General features: G+C 71.6%; 16 protein-coding genes. 9 read left to right on the plus strand and 7 right to left on the minus strand.

Features of this window, described 5'->3' with window-relative positions:
* Nucleotides 1-19 precede the first annotated feature (19 nt).
* From whiA to EG812_RS01445, 6 genes are all read left to right on the plus strand, one after another.
* On the plus strand, nucleotides 20-1000 hold the full coding sequence (whiA, locus tag EG812_RS01420; RefSeq protein ID WP_013734954.1) for a DNA-binding protein WhiA: 981 nt from the start codon (nucleotides 20-22) through the stop codon (nucleotides 998-1000).
* Nucleotides 1001-1323: 323 nt separating this feature from the next.
* The gene (gene gap / locus EG812_RS01425; protein ID WP_013734953.1) at nucleotides 1324-2328 is read left to right on the plus strand and encodes a type I glyceraldehyde-3-phosphate dehydrogenase; all 1005 of its coding nucleotides are present in this window, start codon (nucleotides 1324-1326) and stop codon (nucleotides 2326-2328) included.
* The gene (locus EG812_RS01430) at nucleotides 2325-3605 is read left to right on the plus strand and encodes a phosphoglycerate kinase (protein ID WP_126710517.1); all 1281 of its coding nucleotides are present in this window, start codon (nucleotides 2325-2327) and stop codon (nucleotides 3603-3605) included. The genes gap and EG812_RS01430 overlap by 4 nt, the downstream gene beginning before the upstream one ends.
* Complete coding sequence (gene tpiA / locus EG812_RS01435) at nucleotides 3605-4396, plus strand: triose-phosphate isomerase (protein WP_013734951.1); 792 nt, start codon at nucleotides 3605-3607, stop codon at nucleotides 4394-4396. The genes EG812_RS01430 and tpiA overlap by 1 nt, the downstream gene beginning before the upstream one ends.
* Before the next feature lie 95 nt (nucleotides 4397-4491).
* A complete protein-coding gene (secG, locus tag EG812_RS01440) occupies nucleotides 4492-4746 on the plus strand; it encodes a preprotein translocase subunit SecG (protein WP_013734950.1) in 255 nt (84 codons plus the stop codon).
* Between the two features lie 137 nt (nucleotides 4747-4883).
* Nucleotides 4884-5228 (plus strand): RNA polymerase-binding protein RbpA, encoded by a 345-nt coding sequence (locus EG812_RS01445; RefSeq protein WP_013734949.1) that lies wholly within the window; start codon nucleotides 4884-4886, stop codon nucleotides 5226-5228.
* 87 nt (nucleotides 5229-5315) lie between these two features.
* Here the strand turns inward: EG812_RS01445 and pgl are convergent, their stop codons facing one another.
* The 6 genes from pgl to tkt all read right to left on the minus strand — a co-directional run bounded on the left by pgl (nucleotide 5316) and on the right by tkt (nucleotide 13791).
* Nucleotides 5316-6080 carry a 6-phosphogluconolactonase gene (gene pgl / locus EG812_RS01450; protein WP_013734948.1) on the minus strand — a complete coding sequence of 255 codons (765 nt, stop codon included), beginning with the start codon at nucleotides 6078-6080 and terminating at the stop codon, nucleotides 5316-5318.
* Nucleotides 6081-6140: 60 nt separating this feature from the next.
* Nucleotides 6141-7157, minus strand: a complete 1017-nt coding sequence (locus EG812_RS01455) for a glucose-6-phosphate dehydrogenase assembly protein OpcA (RefSeq protein WP_013734947.1) — start codon at nucleotides 7155-7157, stop codon at nucleotides 6141-6143.
* 31 nt (nucleotides 7158-7188) lie between these two features.
* Nucleotides 7189-8703: a glucose-6-phosphate dehydrogenase gene (gene zwf, locus EG812_RS01460; protein WP_013734946.1), complete on the minus strand. Its 1515-nt coding sequence runs from the start codon at nucleotides 8701-8703 to the stop codon at nucleotides 7189-7191.
* A 97-nt stretch (nucleotides 8704-8800) separates the two neighbouring features.
* Nucleotides 8801-10429, minus strand: coding sequence for a glucose-6-phosphate isomerase (locus tag EG812_RS01465; protein WP_126710518.1), 1629 nt, complete (start codon nucleotides 10427-10429; stop codon nucleotides 8801-8803).
* Nucleotides 10430-10477: 48 nt separating this feature from the next.
* Nucleotides 10478-11635 (minus strand): transaldolase, encoded by a 1158-nt coding sequence (tal, locus tag EG812_RS01470; protein WP_013734944.1) that lies wholly within the window; start codon nucleotides 11633-11635, stop codon nucleotides 10478-10480.
* Between the two features lie 17 nt (nucleotides 11636-11652).
* Nucleotides 11653-13791: a transketolase gene (tkt, locus tag EG812_RS01475; RefSeq protein WP_013734943.1), complete on the minus strand. Its 2139-nt coding sequence runs from the start codon at nucleotides 13789-13791 to the stop codon at nucleotides 11653-11655.
* 280 nt (nucleotides 13792-14071) lie between these two features.
* Here tkt and EG812_RS01480 point away from each other — a divergent pair, with 280 nt between their 5' ends.
* From EG812_RS01480 to EG812_RS01490, 3 genes are all read left to right on the plus strand, one after another.
* Nucleotides 14072-15028 carry a heme o synthase gene (locus tag EG812_RS01480; protein ID WP_013734942.1) on the plus strand — a complete coding sequence of 319 codons (957 nt, stop codon included), beginning with the start codon at nucleotides 14072-14074 and terminating at the stop codon, nucleotides 15026-15028.
* Between the two features lie 302 nt (nucleotides 15029-15330).
* Nucleotides 15331-15666 carry a hypothetical protein gene (locus EG812_RS01485; RefSeq protein WP_013734941.1) on the plus strand — a complete coding sequence of 112 codons (336 nt, stop codon included), beginning with the start codon at nucleotides 15331-15333 and terminating at the stop codon, nucleotides 15664-15666.
* Nucleotides 15667-15672: 6 nt separating this feature from the next.
* Nucleotides 15673-16596 (plus strand): ATP-grasp domain-containing protein, encoded by a 924-nt coding sequence (locus tag EG812_RS01490; protein ID WP_126710519.1) that lies wholly within the window; start codon nucleotides 15673-15675, stop codon nucleotides 16594-16596.
* 160 nt (nucleotides 16597-16756) lie between these two features.
* Here the strand turns inward: EG812_RS01490 and EG812_RS01495 are convergent, their stop codons facing one another.
* Nucleotides 16757-17740: a COX15/CtaA family protein gene (locus tag EG812_RS01495; RefSeq protein ID WP_233579335.1), complete on the minus strand. Its 984-nt coding sequence runs from the start codon at nucleotides 17738-17740 to the stop codon at nucleotides 16757-16759.
* Nucleotides 17741-17803: the final 63 nt, after the last annotated feature.

Consider the following 17803-nt stretch of genomic DNA (forward strand, 5'->3'; position numbering starts at 1 on the left):
GTCCGTGAGGGGACGCACAATGGCGATGACGGCTGCGGTCAAGGACGAGCTGAGTCGGGTCGACGTGCCCAAGCCCTGCTGCCGGCGGGCGGAGATGGCCGCGCTGCTGCGGTTCGCCGGTGGGCTGCACATCGTCTCCGGGCGGGTGGTGGTGGAGGCGGAACTGGACACCGGCGCGGTGGCCCGCCGGCTGCGCCGGGAGATCGCCGAGGTCTACGGCTACCCGAGTGAAATTCATGTGTTGGCCTCCGGCGGGCTGCGCAAGGGCAGCCACTTCATCGTCCGGGTGGTCAAGGACGGCGAGGCGCTGGCCCGGCAGACCGGTCTGCTGGACGTGCGGGGTCGACCGGTGCGGGGACTGCCACCGCACGTGGTCGCCGCCAACGTCTGCTGCGCGGTCTCCGCCTGGCGGGGCGCGTTCATGGCGCACGGTTCGCTGACCGAGCCGGGCCGCTCCAGCGCCCTGGAGATCACCTGCCCGGGGCCGGAGTCGGCGTTGGCGCTGGTCGGCGCGGCCCGCCGGATCGGCATCACCGCGAAGAACCGCGAGGTGCGCGGGGTGGACCGGGTGGTGGTCAAGGACGGCGACGCGATCGCCGCGCTGCTCACCCGCATCGGCGCCCACGCCAGCGTGCTGGCCTGGGAGGAGCGTCGGGTCCGCCGGGAGGTACGCGCCACCGCCAACCGGTTGGCCAACTTCGACGACGCCAACCTGCGCCGCTCGGCGCGGGCCGCGGTGGCCGCGGCGGCCCGGGTCACCCGGGCCCTGGAGATCCTCGCCGACGACGCGCCGGAGCACCTGACCTCGGCGGGTCGGCTGCGGCTGGAGCACCGGCAGGCGTCCCTGGAGGAGCTGGGCGCGTTGGCCGACCCGCCGCTGACCAAGGACGCCATCGCCGGGCGGATCCGCCGGTTGCTGGCGCTCGCCGACAAACGGGCGCGCGACCTGGGCATCCCGGATACCGAAGCGGCCGTCACGCCCGACATGCTCGTGGTCTGATAGGACGGTGGGGTCGTCCGGCGTGGGCGGGCCGGTGTTCGCCGGCGCGCCCTGTCGGCGCGGTGTGACGTCCCGTGTGGCGTAGGTGGGCAACCACCCGACGCAGCGCGGCTCGACGCGCTCGGATAGGGTCGCTTGCGTACGGCAAGGGGGCCGGAACCGGCGCACCCGCCGTACCCACCGCCTCGGGCGGTCAGGTCCCTCGGACCGCGGCGGGGTGGCCGAGATGAATCGTCAACGGCCGGCTCCAACGGTCGGCGCACATCACTTCGCCGGCCGAGGGTCTCCACGCCGGCGGACCAGAACGCGAGGAGATGGGACCTGTGACCATCCGGGTTGGCATCAACGGCTTCGGCCGAATCGGCCGTAACTTCTTCCGGGCAGTGCTGGCGTCCGGCGCTGACGTGGAGGTCGTTGCCGTCAACGACCTCACCGACAACGCCACGCTGGCCCACCTTGTCAAGTACGACAGCATCCTGGGCCGCCTCCCGCACGAGGTGAAGGCGACCGCCGACGAGATCACCGTCGGTGGCAAGACCATCAAGGCGTACGCCGAGCGTGACCCGGCCGCCCTGCCGTGGGGTGACCTGAACGTCGACGTCGTCATCGAGTCGACCGGCTTCTTCACCGACGCCAACAAGGCCAAGGCGCACCTCGACGGCGGGGCCAAGAAGGTCATCATCTCGGCGCCGGCCAAGAACGAGGACGTCACGGTCGTGATGGGCGTCAACGAGGGCTCGTACGACCCGGCCAAGCACAACATCATCTCGAACGCCTCCTGCACCACCAACTGCCTCGCGCCGATGGCCAAGGTGCTGCACGACACGTTCGGCATCGAGCGTGGTCTGATGACCACCATCCACGCGTACACCCAGGACCAGAACCTGCAGGACGCGCCGCACTCCGACCTGCGTCGGGCCCGCGCCGCCGCGCTGAACATCGTGCCGACCTCGACCGGTGCGGCCAAGGCCATCGGCCTGGTGCTGCCGGACCTCAAGGGCAAGCTCGACGGGTACGCGCTGCGGGTGCCGATCCCCACCGGCTCGGCCACCGACCTCACCGTCACCGTCGGCCGGGAGACCACGGTGGACGAGGTCAACGCCGCGCTCAAGGCCGCCGCCGAGGGTCCGCTGCGGGGCATCCTCAGCTACAACGAGGACCCGATCGTCTCCGCCGACATCGTCACCGACCCGGCGTCGTGCATCTTCGACGCGCCGCTGACCAAGGTCATCGGCAACCAGGTCAAGGTGGTCGGCTGGTACGACAACGAGTGGGGCTACTCCAACCGCCTCGTCGACCTCGTCAAGCTGGTCGGTCAGTCGCTGTGAGCATCCGTACCCTCGACGATCTGCTCGCCGAGGGGGTGTCGGGTCGGCGCGTGCTGGTGCGCGCCGACCTGAACGTCCCGCTCGACAAGCAGACCGGTGCCATCACCGATCATAACTCCGCCTCCGCGCCGCAAGGCGGCGCTGCGGACGGAGTGAGGATCGCCGACGACGGCCGCATCCGGGCCGTCCTGCCGACCCTGGGTGCGCTCACCGAGGCCGGCGCCAAGGTGGTCGTCTGCTCGCACCTGGGCCGGCCGAAGGGCAGTCCGGACCCGCAGTTCAGCCTCAGCCCGGTCGCCGGGCGGCTGGGTGATCTGCTCGGTGCCCCGGTGCACTTCGCCACCGACACGGTCGGCGAGTCCGCTCAGGCGACCGTGGCGGCGCTGGCCGACGGCGAGGTCGCGCTGCTGGAGAACCTCCGGTTCAACAAGGGGGAGACCAGTAAGGACGACGCCGAGCGGGGTGCGTTCGCCGACCAGCTCGCCGCGTTCGGTGACGCGTACGTCGACGACGCCTTCGGCGCGGTGCACCGCAAGCACGCCAGCGTCTACGACGTGCCGGCGCGGCTGCCGCACGTCGCCGGTCGCCTGGTGCTGCGCGAGGTGGAGGTGCTCTCCACGCTCACCGGCAACCCGGAGCGGCCGTACGTCGTGGTGCTCGGTGGTTCCAAGGTCTCCGACAAGCTCGCGGTGATCGAGGCGCTGCTGCCCACGGTCGACCGGCTGCTCATCGGCGGCGGCATGTGCTTCACCTTCCTCAAGGCGCAGGGCCACGAGGTGGGCACCTCGCTGCTGGAGAAGGAGATGGTCGAGACCTGCCGCAACCTGCTGGAGCGCTCCGAGGGCAAGATCATGCTCCCGGTCGACGTGGTGGCCGCGGACGCCTTCGCCCCGGACGCCGCGCACGACGTGGTCCCGGCCGACGGCATCCCCAGCCACCGGGTCGGCCTGGACATCGGGCCGGAGACGGTGGCCGGCTTCGCCGCCGCGCTGCGCGGCTCGTCGGCCAGCGGTACGCCGAACGCGCGGACGATCTTCTGGAACGGCCCGATGGGCGTGTTCGAGATGGCGGCGTTCGCCAACGGCACCCGGGGTGTCGCCGAGGCGATCGCCGAGTCCGACGCGTTCAGCGTCGTCGGTGGCGGTGACTCGGCCGCCGCGGTGCGAGCCCTGGGCCTGGACGAGAAGTCCTTCGGACACATCTCCACCGGCGGCGGCGCCTCCCTGGAGTACCTGGAGGGCAAGACCCTCCCCGGCATCGCGGCCCTGGAGAACTGATGGCGAGCGCTCCCCGCCGGCCCCTGATGGCCGGCAACTGGAAGATGAACCTCAACCACCTCGAGGCCAACCTGCTGGTGCAGAAGCTGGCGGCCAGCCTCACCGAGAAGCAGCTCACCGAGGTGGAGACGGTGGTCCTGCCGCCGTTCACCGACCTGCGGACGGTGCAGACCGTCGTGGAGGGCGACAAGCTGCTGATCGGCTACGGGGCGCAGGACCTCTCCGCGCACGCCTCGGGCGCCTACACCGGCGAGGTCGCCGGGTCGATGCTGGCCAAGCTCGGCTGCACGTACGTGGTGGTCGGGCACTCGGAGCGGCGGGAGTACCACCGCGAGGACGACGCGCTGGTGGGCGCCAAGGTGCAGGCCGCGCTGGCCAACGGGCTCACCCCGATCCTCTGCGTGGGGGAGGGGCTCGACGTCCGGGAGCAGGGCGGGCAGGTCGCGCACTGCACCGAGCAGCTCGACGCGGCGCTCAAGGGGCTCTCCGCCGAGCAGGTGACCAAGGTTGTGGTGGCCTACGAGCCGGTCTGGGCGATCGGCACCGGCAAGACGGCCACCCCGGAGGACGCCCAGGAGGTCTGCGGCGCGCTGCGTACCCGGCTCGCCGAGACCTTCGACCAGGCCACCGCGGACCAGGTACGGGTCCTCTACGGTGGCTCGGTGAAGTCCTCGAACGTCGCGTCGATCATGGCCCAGCCGGACGTGGACGGCGCCCTGGTTGGCGGTGCCAGCCTCGACGCCGAGGAGTTCGCGAAGATCTGCCGGTTCCCGGAGCACATCACCGGCTGATCGCTCGCTATCCTTGACTCCGCCCGTCCGTCGGTCGGTGCCGCCGTGCCCGAACTGCCCGGGCGAGGATCGTAACGAGAGGACTGACCCCCGCCATGCCGATCTGGTTCGCCTACACGTTGATCGTGTTGCTGGTCATCACGAGCTTCATGCTCGTCCTGCTGATTCTGCTGCACCGGGGCAAGGGTGGTGGGTTGTCCAGCATGTTCGGCGGTGGCGTCAGCTCCAGCCTGGCCGGTTCGTCAGTGGCTGAGAAGAACCTAGACCGCTACACCGTCCTGGTGGGCATCGTCTGGTTCGCCTGCATCGTCGGGCTCGGGCTCTGGCTGCGGCTGCAGGTGGGCGTCTGATCAGGCGCCGCCAGTCGTACAATCTGCGCGCGGTCCGTCGTCCGACGGGCCGCGCGCAGTCCGTTTCACCCGCTGCACCGCGTCGCCCGCCGTCCACCCCTAGACGGCGGTCCCCTCCGACGACAGGAGCGAGCGCCGTGTCGAACGGCAATGTCATCCGGGGCGCCCGAGTCGGGTCGGCGCCGCCACGCCACCCCGAACGCCACCGGCCGGTGCCGTGCCGGTCGGTCAGCTTCTGGTGCCGCAACGGGCACCGCACCGACATCCGCATCGCCGCCGACGCGGCGACCCCGGAGCTGTGGGACTGCCCCCGCTGTGGGCTCCCGGCCGGCCCCGACGCGCAGGACCCGCCCGGCCGGGTCCGGGCCGAGCCCTACAAGACCCACCTGGCGTACGTGAAGGAGCGGCGTACCGACGCCGAGGGGGAGGCCATCCTCGCCGAGGCCCTCGCCGCCCTACGTCACCGGCGCGGCGAGCGCTGAGCCCCGCCTGCGCGTCACCGCCCCGCCAGGCCGATGTTAGGAGGGGGCCCCTTTACTACGCGAGGCGTTAATAAGGGGCCCTTCCTTTCACCGCAGGCTGCGGAAGCGGGCGGGGACGGTGGCTGCGGCGGCGCGGTCCAGCAGCCACAGGGTGCGGCTGGTGCCCTGCACCCCGGCTGCGGGGATCTGCACCGGGCCGGCACCGGCCAGGGCCATGCCCACCGCGTGCGCCTTGTCGGCGCCACCGGCGACCAGCCACACCTCCTCGGCCGTGTTGATCGTCGGCAGGGTGAGGGTGATCCGCACCGGCGGCGGCTTCGGGCTGCCTCGCACCGCGCTGACCGGGCGGCTCTCGTAGTGCACCGGGTGCTCGGGGAAGACCGAGGCGACGTGCCCGTCCTCGCCGACGCCGAGCATCAGCACGTCGAAGTGGGGGAGCAGGGCGGTGCCGGGCCGGGCGGCCCGGGCCAGCTCGGCCGCGTACTGTGCGGCGGCCTCCTCCGGGTCGAGACCGGCGTCGGAGGGCGGCATCGGGTGGATCCGCTCCGGCGCGACCGGCAACGCGTCGAGCAGCGCCGCGCGGGCCTGGGTCTCGTTGCGTTCCGGGTCACCGGCGGGCAGGAACCGTTCGTCACCCCACCAGAAGTCGACCCGGGACCAGTCCACCGCGTCCTTCGCCGGCAGGGCGCCGACGGCCCGGTAGACGGCGGCGGCGATTCGACCGCCGGTGAGCACCACCGCGGCCTGCCCGCGCTCGGCCTGCGCGTCGAGCAGCTTCACCACCAACCGCGCCGCCACCGCCTGTGCCAGCAGATCGGCATCGGCGTGTACGGCGACACTCGCCTCACTCATGGTGTCCTTCCACGACCGTCACAGCGGTCGGTGTCGTGCCGTACCCCGGGGTGGGATCGGTCAGGGTTGAGCGCTTGTCGACGTGTGCGCGGTGACACCGGCCTCGGCCCGCTCGGCGGTGGCCGGGTCCTTCCAGACGTGCACCCGCTGGCCGGGGCGACGGTCGAGGGTGGTCAGTCCGGCGAAAGCACCCAGCGCCTCCGCGTACACCTGGTCGGGGCCGAGCCGGCGCAGCTCCTCTGCCAACTCGTCGCCGAGCGGCCGACGGACCAGCGGCAGGATCCGGTCCTCCTGGCCGGTACGCCGGAAGATGGCCACGTTGTCGTCCCGGGTCAGCGTCAGCTCGTCGCTGTTGGCGCAGCGCAGCTGCACCTCACGCATCCGGGGGAACTCCTTGGTCCGCTCCCAGCGGGGCTTGATGCCCAACCGGCTGCGCAACCAGCCGCGCATCAGCGCAGCCGTCGGGTCGCTCGGCGGCGCGACCACCGCCGCGTCGGTCAGCTGCGCCTCGGTGGTGTCGAACGCACCCGCCACCACGGCCCGCCACGGGGTGATCCGGGTCCAGGCGAGATCGGTGTCGCCGGGCGCGTAGTCGCGGGCACGTTGCCGCAGCGCCTCGATCGGGTCGGCGGCCTGGGCCGAGTCGGTGATCCGCCGGTCGGCGACCACGCCGAGGAAGTCGGTGGCGATCTCCATCGGCGGCTCGCCGTGCCACCAGGTCACCACCGGCACGTCCGGCACCAGCAGCGGCATCACCACCGACTCGGCGTGCAACGCCAGCCGGCCGTACATCCGCATGACGACCGCCTCGCAGGGGCCCAGCCGCCCGCCGACGACGATCTCCGCGTCGAGCCGGCTGCGGTCGCGTTCCAGATCGGAGCGGACGACCACCAGCAGCCGGCACGGGTGCGCGGCGGCGGCGATGGTGGCTGCCGCCTCCGCGTCGCGTACCCGCTTCTCGTCGACCACCACGATCAGGGTCAGCGCCATGCCGCTGGCCACCCCACCGGCGCTGCGCCGCTCGGCGGCGAGTGCCTTGACCACCTCGTTGCCGGTGGTGTCCCACAGTCCGATCAACGGAGCCTCCAGGTTCGCTCGTGGTGCCCGGTCACGCCCGCCGCCAGGCCCGGCCTTCGCGGGCCAGCATCGTGTCGGCGGCGCGGGGACCCCACTCGCCGGCCCGGTAGGGCTCGGGCTTCGTGCCCTCCCAGGCGTGTTCCAGCGGGTCCACCACGGCCCAGCTCTGCTCGACCTCGGCGGCGTCCGGGAACAGCGTCCGGTCGCCGATCAGCACGTCCAGCACGAGTCGCTCGTACGCCTCCGGACTGGACTCGGTGAACGCCTCGCCGTACTGGAAGTCCATCGCGATGTCGCGGACCTCCATCGTGGTGCCGGGCACCTTGGACCCGAACTTGAGCACCACGCCCTCGTCCGGCTGGACCCGGATGACCAGCTGGTTGTTGCCGAGCATCTCCATGTCGGTGGAGTTGAACGGCAGGTGCGGTGCCCGCTTGAACATCACCGCGACCTCGGTCACCCGCCGGGGCAGGCGCTTGCCGGCCCGGATGTAGAACGGCACCTCGGCCCAGCGGCGGTTCTGGATGCCCAGCCGCACCGCCACGTACGTCTCCGTGGTCGAGGTCGGCGGGACGCCGTCCTCCTCCAGGTAGCCCTTGGCGCGCTGGCCGCCGACCCAGCCGGGCAGGTACTGCCCGCGTACGGTGCCCTGGCTGACGTCCTTGGGCAGGGTGATGGCCTTGAGCACCTTGAGCTTCTCGGCCCGGATCTCGTCGGCGTCGAAGCTGGTCGGCTCCTCCATGGCGACCAGGGCGAGCAGTTGCAGCAGGTGGTTCTGCAGCACGTCGCGGGCGGTGCCGACGGAGTCGTAGAAGCCGGCCCGGGAGCCGATGCCGACGTCCTCGGCCATGGTGATCTGCACCGAGTCGACGTACTGCGAGTTCCACAACGGCTCGAAGAGGCTGTTGGCGAAGCGCAGGGCGAGGATGTTCTGGACGGTCTCCTTGCCCAGGTAGTGGTCGATGCGGAACACGTCGCGTCGGGTGAACACGTCGTCCACCAGGTCGTTGAGGGCCTTCGCCGACGGCAGGTCGTGCCCGAACGGTTTCTCCACCACCACCCGACGCCAGCCGCCGCACTTGTCGTTGTCGGCCATGCCGGTGCGGGCCAACTGCTTGAGCACCACCGGGAACGCGGCCGGTGGGATGGAGAAGTAGAACGCCACGTTGCCGTGGATGCCGTGGCTGTCGCGCAGGCCGTTCAGGCACTCGGTGAGCCGGTCGAAGGCGGCGTCGTCGTCGAACGAGCCGCCGACGAACTTGATGTTGTGTTCCAGCCGCGACCAGACCTCCTCGCGCCACGGTGTGCGCGAGTGTGCCTTGGCCGCCTCCCGGGCCAGCGTCGCGAAGTCACCGTCGGCCCAGTCCCGCCGGGCGAACCCGACGACCACGAATCCGGGCGGCAACAGCCCTCGGTTGGCCAGGTCGTAGACCGCCGGGATCAGCTTCTTCTGGGCCAGGTCGCCGGTCACCCCGAAGATCACCAGAGCACAGGGCTCCGGGATCCGGGGCAGTCGCCGGTCCTGCGGGTCGCGCAGCGGGTTCACTCTGTCTCCTCTGTTCGCGACTGCGGGGCTCGCAGGATCGGCTCACTCCTCGCGCTCACGGTGCCTTCCCGATCCTGGTCGTCCACATCGTTCATCGTCATGCCCGCAGCGACCCGACCGCGTCGAGCAGTTGGGCCAGGCCCGCCGACCGGTCGGTCAGGTGCAGCCGTAACAGCGGGCGCTCGTGACCGGCCAGGGCCTGCCGGTCGCCGGCGGCCTGCGCCGCCTGCAGTTCCCCGAAGGAGTACGGCTCGCCGGGCACCGGCAGATCAACATCGACCGTACCGGTTATCTGAAGAAAGCTACCCAACCGTGGGCCACCGTTGTGGTACTGGCCGGTGGCGTGCCGGTGGCGTGGCCCCCAACCGAAGGTGACCGGCCGGGCGGTGAGCTGCGCCAGCAGCGGGCGCAGCCGGGCCGCGTCGGCGTCGGCGTGCCGGTCGAGGTAGGCCGTGACCGCCAGGTAGCCGCGGTCGTCCAGCCCGGTCAGCAGGTGCCGGAGCGCGCCGGTCAGGTCCGCCGGTGCGCCCGCCGGGGCGTACACCTCGATCGTGCCCTCGACCGACGACGGTGTCGACGCCGACGGACGGTGCGCCAGGACGGCGGCGGTGTGCTCGTCGGCCGCGGACACGTCCGGCCGGTCGAACGGATCCACCCCGAGCACGTCGGCGGCCAGGGCGGTGGCGTACTGCCAGGCCAGGAAGTGGGCGCCGAGCGGGCCGTTGACCGCGATGTCGGGGGTGACGCCGAGAGCCGGCAGGTCACCTGCGGCGAGCGCGCCGCCGTAGCTGACGGTGAGCCGGTCCGGGCCGGTCAGGTGAGGGCTGGCCGGTGACTCGACCACCACCGGCAGGAGACCGAGCCCGTCCTTGCCGGTGGACTCGGCGAGCACCTGCTCGACCCAGTCGCCCAGCCCTTCGACGCCGGTGCCGTCGTCGACCAGGACGACCGTGTCGCGTCCGGTCGTGGCGGCGGTGGCCAGCGCGGCACCGAGCGCCAGGCCCGGGTTCGCGTCGGCACTGTCCAGTGTGGCCGCGAACGCCTCGGCCTGGTCGAGCAGGTCGGCCACCGCGACCCCGGCGAGCGCGCAGGGGACCAGGGCGTACGCGGTCAGCGCCGTGAAGCCGCCGTCGACCTCGGGATCGGCGGGCACGATGATCGCGCCCAGTTCGGCGGCGACCGCCGCCAGCGGCGAGCCCGGATCGGTGACCACGACGAAGTGCCGCCCCACCTCCGACTCGGTCATCCCCGAGTCGAGGAACGCCTGCCGGTAGGCGCGCCGGAGACAGTCGACCTCCGGCGTGCTGCCGGCCAGCACCACGACGGTGCGGGCCAGCCGGTCGGCCAGCGTGGCGCGTACCCGACCGGGGTCGGTGGTGTCGAGCACGGTCAGCGCCCGACCGGTGGTCCGGGCGACGACCTGCGCCGCGAGCGAGGGGCCGCCCGGGCCGGCGAGCACCACGTGATCCAGGTCGGCCAGCTCCGCGGTCAGCTCGGCGAGCTGGGGGAGCAGCTCGCGGCCCCGCCGGTGGGCGTCCAGCCAGCCGAGCCGGCCGACCGCGTCCGGACCCCACAGCGTCGGATCCCTGGCGAGCAGCCGGCGCGGTACGTCGGCGTCGACCAACGCCTGCCGGGTGGACGCCGACGCGCTGGCGTCCACCGCCCGCGCGCCGTGCACCGCGAGACCGCCGGCGGCCTCGACCGGTGCGGCCAGCAGATCACCCACGCCGCCGCCCGTCGCGGGCGGCGGCGTGAGCGACGCCGGGGCGAACCGTCACGCAGATCCTCCGGCCTGCGCGGCGCCGCCCGGGTGACCGGTGCCCTGGGCAGCGGCGACCAACGACTTGCGTACGCCGTCGAGCAGCTCCTGCCAGCTGGCTTCGAACTTCTCCACGCCCTCACGTTCCAGCGTCTCGATCACGTCGGCCATGTCGACGCCGACCGCGGCGAGCCGCTCGAAGGCCTGCCGGGCGTCGTCGTACGCGTCGGTGACCGTGTCGGGGCGGGTCTCGCCGTGCTCAGCGTAGGCGTGGATGACCGCCTCCGGCATGGTGTTGACCGTCCCGGGGGCGATCAGCTCCTCGACGTAGATGACGTCCCGGTAGTCCGGGTTCTTCGTCGAGGTGGAGGCCCACAGCGGGCGCTGCGGGTGCGCCCCGGCATCGGCGAGGGCCTGCCAGCGGTCGCTGCCGAAGACCTCGCTGTAACGCTCGTACGCCAGCCGGGCGTTGGCCACGGCGGCCTTGCCGCGCAGCGCCTTGGCCTCGTCCGAGCCGATCTTCTCCAGCCGCTTGTCCACCTCGGTGTCGACCCGGGAGACGAAGAACGAGGCCACCGAGGCGATTGTGGACAGGTCGTGGCCGTTGGCCCTGGCCTGCTCCAGGCCGGCGAGGAAGGCCTCCATCACCTGCGAGTAGCGGTCCAGGCCGAAGATCAGCGTCACGTTGACGCTGATCCCCTCGGCCAGGGTGGCGGTGATCGCCGGCAGGCCGTCCTCGGTCGCCGGGATCTTGATGAACAGGTTGGGCCGGTCGACCAGCCACCACAGCGCCTTGGCCTCGGCCACGGTGCGCTCCGCCTCGTGGGCCAGCCGCGGGTCCACCTCGATGGAGACCCGGCCGTCGACCCCGCCGCTGGCGTCGTACGCCGGACGCATCACGTCGCAGGCCCACCGCACGTCGTACGTGGTGAGCATGCGGACCGCCTCCTCGACGTCGACGCCCCGCACGGCCAGGTCACGCAGCTGCCCGTCGTAGGTGTCGGCGTCGCTCAACGCCTTGGCGAAGATCGTCGGGTTGGTGGTCACCCCGACCACGTGCTTCTCCCGGCGCAGCTGGTCCAGCCCACCGGAGGACAGTCGTACCCGGGAAAGGTCGTCGAGCCAGACCGCCACCTTCGCGGCGGACAGCTCACCAAGCCTGTCGGTCGTCATGTGCGCCAACGCTCCCCTCAGTTGCCGGTGGTGAAACCGGTGATGTCCCCGACGCGGGTCAGCGCCGCGTGCGCGGCGGCGACAATCCGGTCGGGGGTGAAGCCGAACTGCTCGAACAGCACCGAGTGCGGGGCGCTGGCGCCGTAGTGCTCCAGGCTGACGCTCTCGCCGCAGTCGCCGACGATCCCGCGCCAGGACATCGCGATGCCCGCCTCCACGCTCACCCGGGCCTTTACCCCGCGCGGCAGCACCGACTCCCGGTACGCCTCGTCCTGCTCGAAGAACCACTCCTGGCAGGGCATCGACACCACCCGGGTGGGGGTGCCGTCGGCCTCCAGCCGCTCCCGGGCGGTCAGGCAGAGCTGCACCTCGGAGCCGGTGCCGATGATGATCACCTGCGGCTTGCCGTTGGACGCCTCGGCCAGCACGTAACCGCCCTTGGCGACGCCGTCCGCGCCGGCCAGCTGGGAGCGGTCCAGGGTCGGCAGCGGCTGGCGGCTCAACGCCAGCGCGGTCGGCCGGTCGGTGTGCTCCAGGGCCTGCCGCCACGCCCACGCCGTCTCGTTGGCGTCGGCCGGGCGGACCACGTCCAGGCCGGGGATGGCGCGCAGCGCGGTCAGGTGCTCCACCGGCTGGTGGGTCGGGCCGTCCTCGCCGAGACCGATCGAGTCGTGCGTCCAGACGTAGACCACCGGCAGCTTCATCAGCGCGGCCAGCCGCACCGAGGGCCGCATGTAGTCGCTGAACACCAGGAAGGTGCCGCCGTACGGGCGGGTGCCGCCGTGCAGGGCGATGCCGTTGAGGATCGCGCCCATGGCGTGCTCACGGATGCCGAAGTGCAGCGTGCGGCCGTACTCGTGGCCGGGGAACTCCTTGGTGGCGTACTGGCTCGGTACGAAGGAGGGCTCGCCCTTCATCGTGGTGTTGTTGCTCTCGGCCAGGTCGGCGGAGCCACCCCACAGCTCGGGCAGCACCGGGGCGAGGGCGCCCAGCACCTTGCCGGAGGCGGCCCGGGTGGCCACGCCCTTGGCGTCGGCCGGGAACTCCGGCAGCGCCTCCGTCCAGCCCTCCGGCAGGGCCCGCGCGGCCAGCCGGTCGTAGAGCGCGCGACGCTGCGGGTTGGCCTCGGACCAGGCGCCGAAGGCGGTCGTCCACTCCTGCTGCTCGGCCTCGCCGCGGCGCAGGGCGCCCCGGGTGTGGGCGAGCACCTCCTCGGTGACCTCGAACGAGCCGGCCGGGTCGAAGCCGAGGATCTCCTTGGTGGCGGCCACCTCGTCGGCGCCGAGCGCCGAGCCGTGGATCTTGCCGGTGTTCTGCTTGTTCGGTGCCGGCCAGCCGATGATGGTGCGCAGCGCGATGAACGACGGGCGGCCGGTCTCCGCCCTGGCGGCCAGCAGCGCCGCGTACAGCTCCTCGACGTTCTCGTGGTAGTCGCCCTGGTCGGCGTCGCCACGCCGCCAGTCGACCGTCTGCACGTGCCAGCCGTACGCCGCGTAGCGGGCCGACACGTCCTCGCTCATCGCGATGCGGGTGTCGTCCTCGATCGAGATCTCGTTGTCGTCGTAGATCACGCAGAGGTTGCCCAGCTGCTGGTGCCCGGCCAGGGCGCTGGCCTCGTGGCTGATGCCCTCCTCGATGTCACCGTCGGAGGCGATGCACCAGATGTGGTGGTCGAACACCGACTCGCCCGGCTCGGTCTCGGGGTCGAACAGGCCGCGCTCGCGGCGCGCCGCCATGGCCATGCCGACGGCGTTGCCCAGACCCTGCCCGAGCGGGCCGGTGGTGGTCTCCACGCCCGGGGTGTGCCCGTGCTCCGGGTGGCCCGGGGTGAGCGAGCCCCACTGCCGCAGCGACTTGAGGTCGTCCAGGCTGAGCGGGTAGCCGGCCAGGAAGAGCTGGATGTACAGCGTCAGGCTGGAGTGGCCGGCGGACAGCACGAAGCGGTCCCGACCGGGCCACGACGGGTCGGCCGGGTTGTGCCGCATGACCCGGTTGAACAACAGGTATGCCGCGGGGGCGAGACTCATCGCCGTACCGGGGTGGCCGTTGCCGGATTTCTCCACGGCGTCCATGGCCAGCACGCGGACGGTGTCCACGGCACGGCGGTCGAGGTCGGACCAGTCAAGTGCGGGGTGCTCGGGTCGTTTGGCAGCCACGGTGGTTAGTGCTCCTCGGCGAGATGGGCGGAACCCTCACTGGTGACCCTATCGAGCGTCCCGGAACGTGCGCCCGAGGATCTCAGCATGCTGGTCTGTACGGTTCGGCCCGGCCGGCCGGTTCAGCTGGGACGATCAGCCTTCGGTGTGACGGTTCGCACCGTTGCCGGGTCGCCCGGGCAGCCAAAACGACAACGCGTAGTGTGTGGGGCGGTTGTGTGTGGATCCGACGGGTCCGACCGCCTCGATCTCCCCTGCCGACGCCGGAAGGTGGCAATCCGTGAGCATGATCACCGAGCGCCCGGTCAGTAACCCTGCCGGGGAGTCGCCGGTGTGCTCGGCGGAGGACTCGCCGGCCCGGTCCCGCGACGTGCGGGCGGTGGTGGCCGCGTACGTGTCGCTGACCAAGCCGCGCATCGTCGAGCTGCTGCTGGTCACCACCGTGCCGGCGATGATGCTCGCGCACGGCGGGCTGCCGTCGCTGTGGCTGGTCGCGGTGGTGCTCGTCGGCGGCTCGCTCGCCGCCGGTGCCGCCAGCGTCCTCAACTGCTACATCGACCGCGACATCGACCAGGTGATGCGGCGGACCAAGCGTCGGCCGCTGCCCGCGCACACCGTGACGCCGCGGAACGCCCTGATCTTCGGTCTGGTGCTGGCGGTGGTCTCGGTCGTGCTGATGGCGGCCTTCACCAACCTGCTCGCCGCCGGGCTGACCCTGGCCGCGATCGTCTACTACGACCTGGTCTACACGCTGTGGTTGAAGCGGACCACCACGGCGAACACCTTCTGGGGCGGGGCCTGCGGGGCCGCGCCGGTGTTGATCGGCTGGGCGGCGGTGACCGGTTCGCTGTCGCCGGTGGCCTGGGCGCTGTTCGCGGTGGTCTTCTTCTGGCAGATGCCGCACTTCTACCCCTTGGCCATGAAGTACAAGGACGACTACGCCCGTGCCGGCATCCCGATGCTGCCGGTGGTGGCCTCCGTCCGGCGGGTGAACGCCGAGATCGTGTTCTTCGCCTGGCTGACGGTGCTCTCCTCGCTTGCCGTCTGGGCGCTGGGCCTGAGCCCGGTGTACGGCGTACCGACGCTGGTGGTGGGCGCGATCTTCATCGTGGAGGCGCACAAGCTGGCCGGACGGGCCCGGCGGGGCGAGGCGGTCAAGCCGATGCGGCTGTTCCACTGGTCCACGACCTACCTGACCATCGTCTTCGCCGCTGCCGCCCTCGACGCGCTCCTCTGAGGCGCGATTCCGCCGAGACGCCCCGGTAAGGCCCGTTTCGGCACCGCAGTATAGGAAGGATTCCTTCTTATCAAGTGGTATCAGTCGATGTGCGTGTCTGAATTGTCGCCGTAGGTAGGCCGCGACGGATTCTGCGTGTTCCCGGCCGATTGAGCCCCATCTGACCGGTGGTTATGGCCGATTTAGCCCGGATAAATACGGGCGAAAAGGTATCCCGTTTCCCTAAACCTTGGCGTTATCGGTATCACAAAAAGCTTACGGTTCTCCTACCTACGGCCCCTTGTTTGCTTAGGCTTCGCGTTATGGCAGATGGTTCCGATACGACGCTGACGGCTGAACAGACCCCCTCCGGCTCGGCCCCCAACGGGCTGGTCGCGGGGATCAGGTCGTTCGCCGCCGGACATGGCGGGGCGAAAGCGGTCATCGAGTACGTCGGCAAGCGCGGTGCCCGGATCGTCCTGGTGGGTTCGGACGGTGCCTGGGGAGACCAGTTCGCAGAGGACACGGTCGTCGCCCGGGAGGCCTGCGCGCAGGCCGGGGTCGCCGTGGAGAACGCCTGGGAGCGGGAACTGATGGACCAGATGCGCCCGAGCAACGACCTCTGGCGTTCGATGGCCCGTCGCACGATGGCCCGTTGAGATAAATTGACCGACCACCACCAGCCGGCCCGGGGGAAACCCCGGGTCGCTCTCGTCACCTGTACCGAATTCGCCGAACTCGAAGCGGACGATCGCCTCGTGATCGCACCGCTGGCCGCCCGCGACATCGCCGCCGAACCGGTCGTCTGGGACGACCCGGCCGTCGACTGGGCGGGCTACGACCTGGTCGTGCTCCGCTCGCCCTGGGACTACATGTCCCGCCGCGACGACTTCGTCGCCTGGGCGGCCGGGGTGCCCCGACTGGTCAACCCGGCCGACGTGGTGCGCTGGAACACCGACAAGCGCTACCTCGACGAACTGCGCGCCGCCGGGGTGCCGACCGTGCCGACCGGCTGGGTGCTGCCCGGTGAGTCGTGGCAGCCACCCGCCGACGGCGGCGAGTACGTCATCAAGCCGTCGATCAGCGCCGGCAGCCAGGACACCGGCCGCTACGACATGGCCGATCCGGAGCACCGGGAACTCGCCGTGGCGCACGTACGCCGGCTCGGCGACGCCGGTCGGATCGCCATGATCCAGCCGTACCTGAGCGCGGTGGACGCCGCCGGGGAGACCGCGCTGCTCTACTTCGCCGGCCCGCAGGGGCTGGCGTTCAGCCACGCCATCCGCAAGGGGCCGATGCTGTCCGGTCCCGACCTGGGTACGGAAGGGCTCTACAAGCCCGAGGAGATCAGCCCGCGTACCGCCACCGCGGACCAGCTCGCGGTGGCCGAGCGCACCCTGGCCGTGGTGCCCGGCGGGACGGACCGCCTGCTCTACGCCCGGGTGGACCTGATCCCCGGCCCGGACGGCACGCCGGTGCTTGTGGAGTTGGAGCTGACCGAGCCGTCCCTGTTCCTCGGCTACGCGCCAGGTGCCCCGGACCGCCTCGCCGAGGCCATCCACACCCACCTGACCCACGCGGCCACCTGACGCGGCCCCTGACCTCCGCCCCGCTCGCCCCTATCGCCCGACTTCGTCGGTGAGGGGCGGACGGGGCGGAGTCGGCTTGCTCGATCCCGGATCGAGCGTGATCTTGCGGCGATCCGAGCGCCGGCCGTGGTCAGGCTCGGGCGGGTCAGGCTCGGGTGGGTCAGGCGTGGGCGGTGACCGGCTCCTGGGCGGGGGTGACGATTGCGGGCGGCGTGGCCGGGTGGCCGGGGTGTGCGGGGCGGCGTTCGCGGATCGACCAGAGCACCGACAGGGTGGCCAGCCAGACCAGGCAGGAGCCGAGCATGTGGGCGCCCACCAGCAGCACCGGCAGGTTGGTGAAGTACTGCACGAAGCCGATCACGCCCTGGGCCAGCTCGACGAGCAGCAGGGTGCGGACGGCCCGTACCGCCCCGGCGGGGGCGCCGAGGGCGCGCAGCGCCAGCCACAGGCCGACGGTCAGGCCGATCAGCAGGAAGACCAGGTCGGCGTGCACCTGCGAGATGGTCTGCGGGTCCAGGCCGTTGCGGACCGCGTCGGCGTCACCGGCGTGCGGGCCGCTGCCGGTGACCAGCACCCCGACGACGATCACCGCCGCGCTGACCACCACCGTGATCCAGGTCAGGGCCCGCAGCGCCGGGGGGACCAGGGCGACCTTGGGGCCGTCGGGTTCGCGTACCTGCCGCCACAGGGCGTACGAGACGAGCAGCAGCAGCATCGAGACCACGAAGTGGATGCCCACGATCGAGGGGTGCAGCTGGGTGCGTACGGTGATGCCGCCGATCACGGCCTGCGCCACGATGCCGAGCACGACGGCCAGCGCCAGGGGCAGCGCTCCCCGCCGACGCGGGCGGTGCGCCAGGACGGCCAGCAGGGTGGCGCCGGCGATCAGCACCAGGACGAAGGTGAGCAGCCGGTTGCCGAATTCGATCACCCCGTGCATGCCCATCTCGGCCGTCGTGGTGTAGGAATCATCGGTGCACCGGGGCCAGGTGGGGCAGCCGAGGCCCGAGGCGGTCAGCCGGACCGCCCCGCCGGTGACGACGATCACCACGTTCGCCACGATGTTGGCGAACGCGAGGCGGCGGAGCAGCGTGCTGGAGACCGGGAACCGGGCAGGTCGCTTCACGGAGCGAATCCTACGCACCGTAGTTGTCCCCGATCGGGTGACTCCGCCCTTTCGGTGGCTCGGATCACCGGACCCTCGTTT

Origin of the sequence: Verrucosispora sp. FIM060022 (genome assembly GCF_003977705.1) — a bacterium.
Lineage (GTDB): Bacteria > Actinomycetota > Actinomycetes > Mycobacteriales > Micromonosporaceae > Micromonospora > Micromonospora gifhornensis.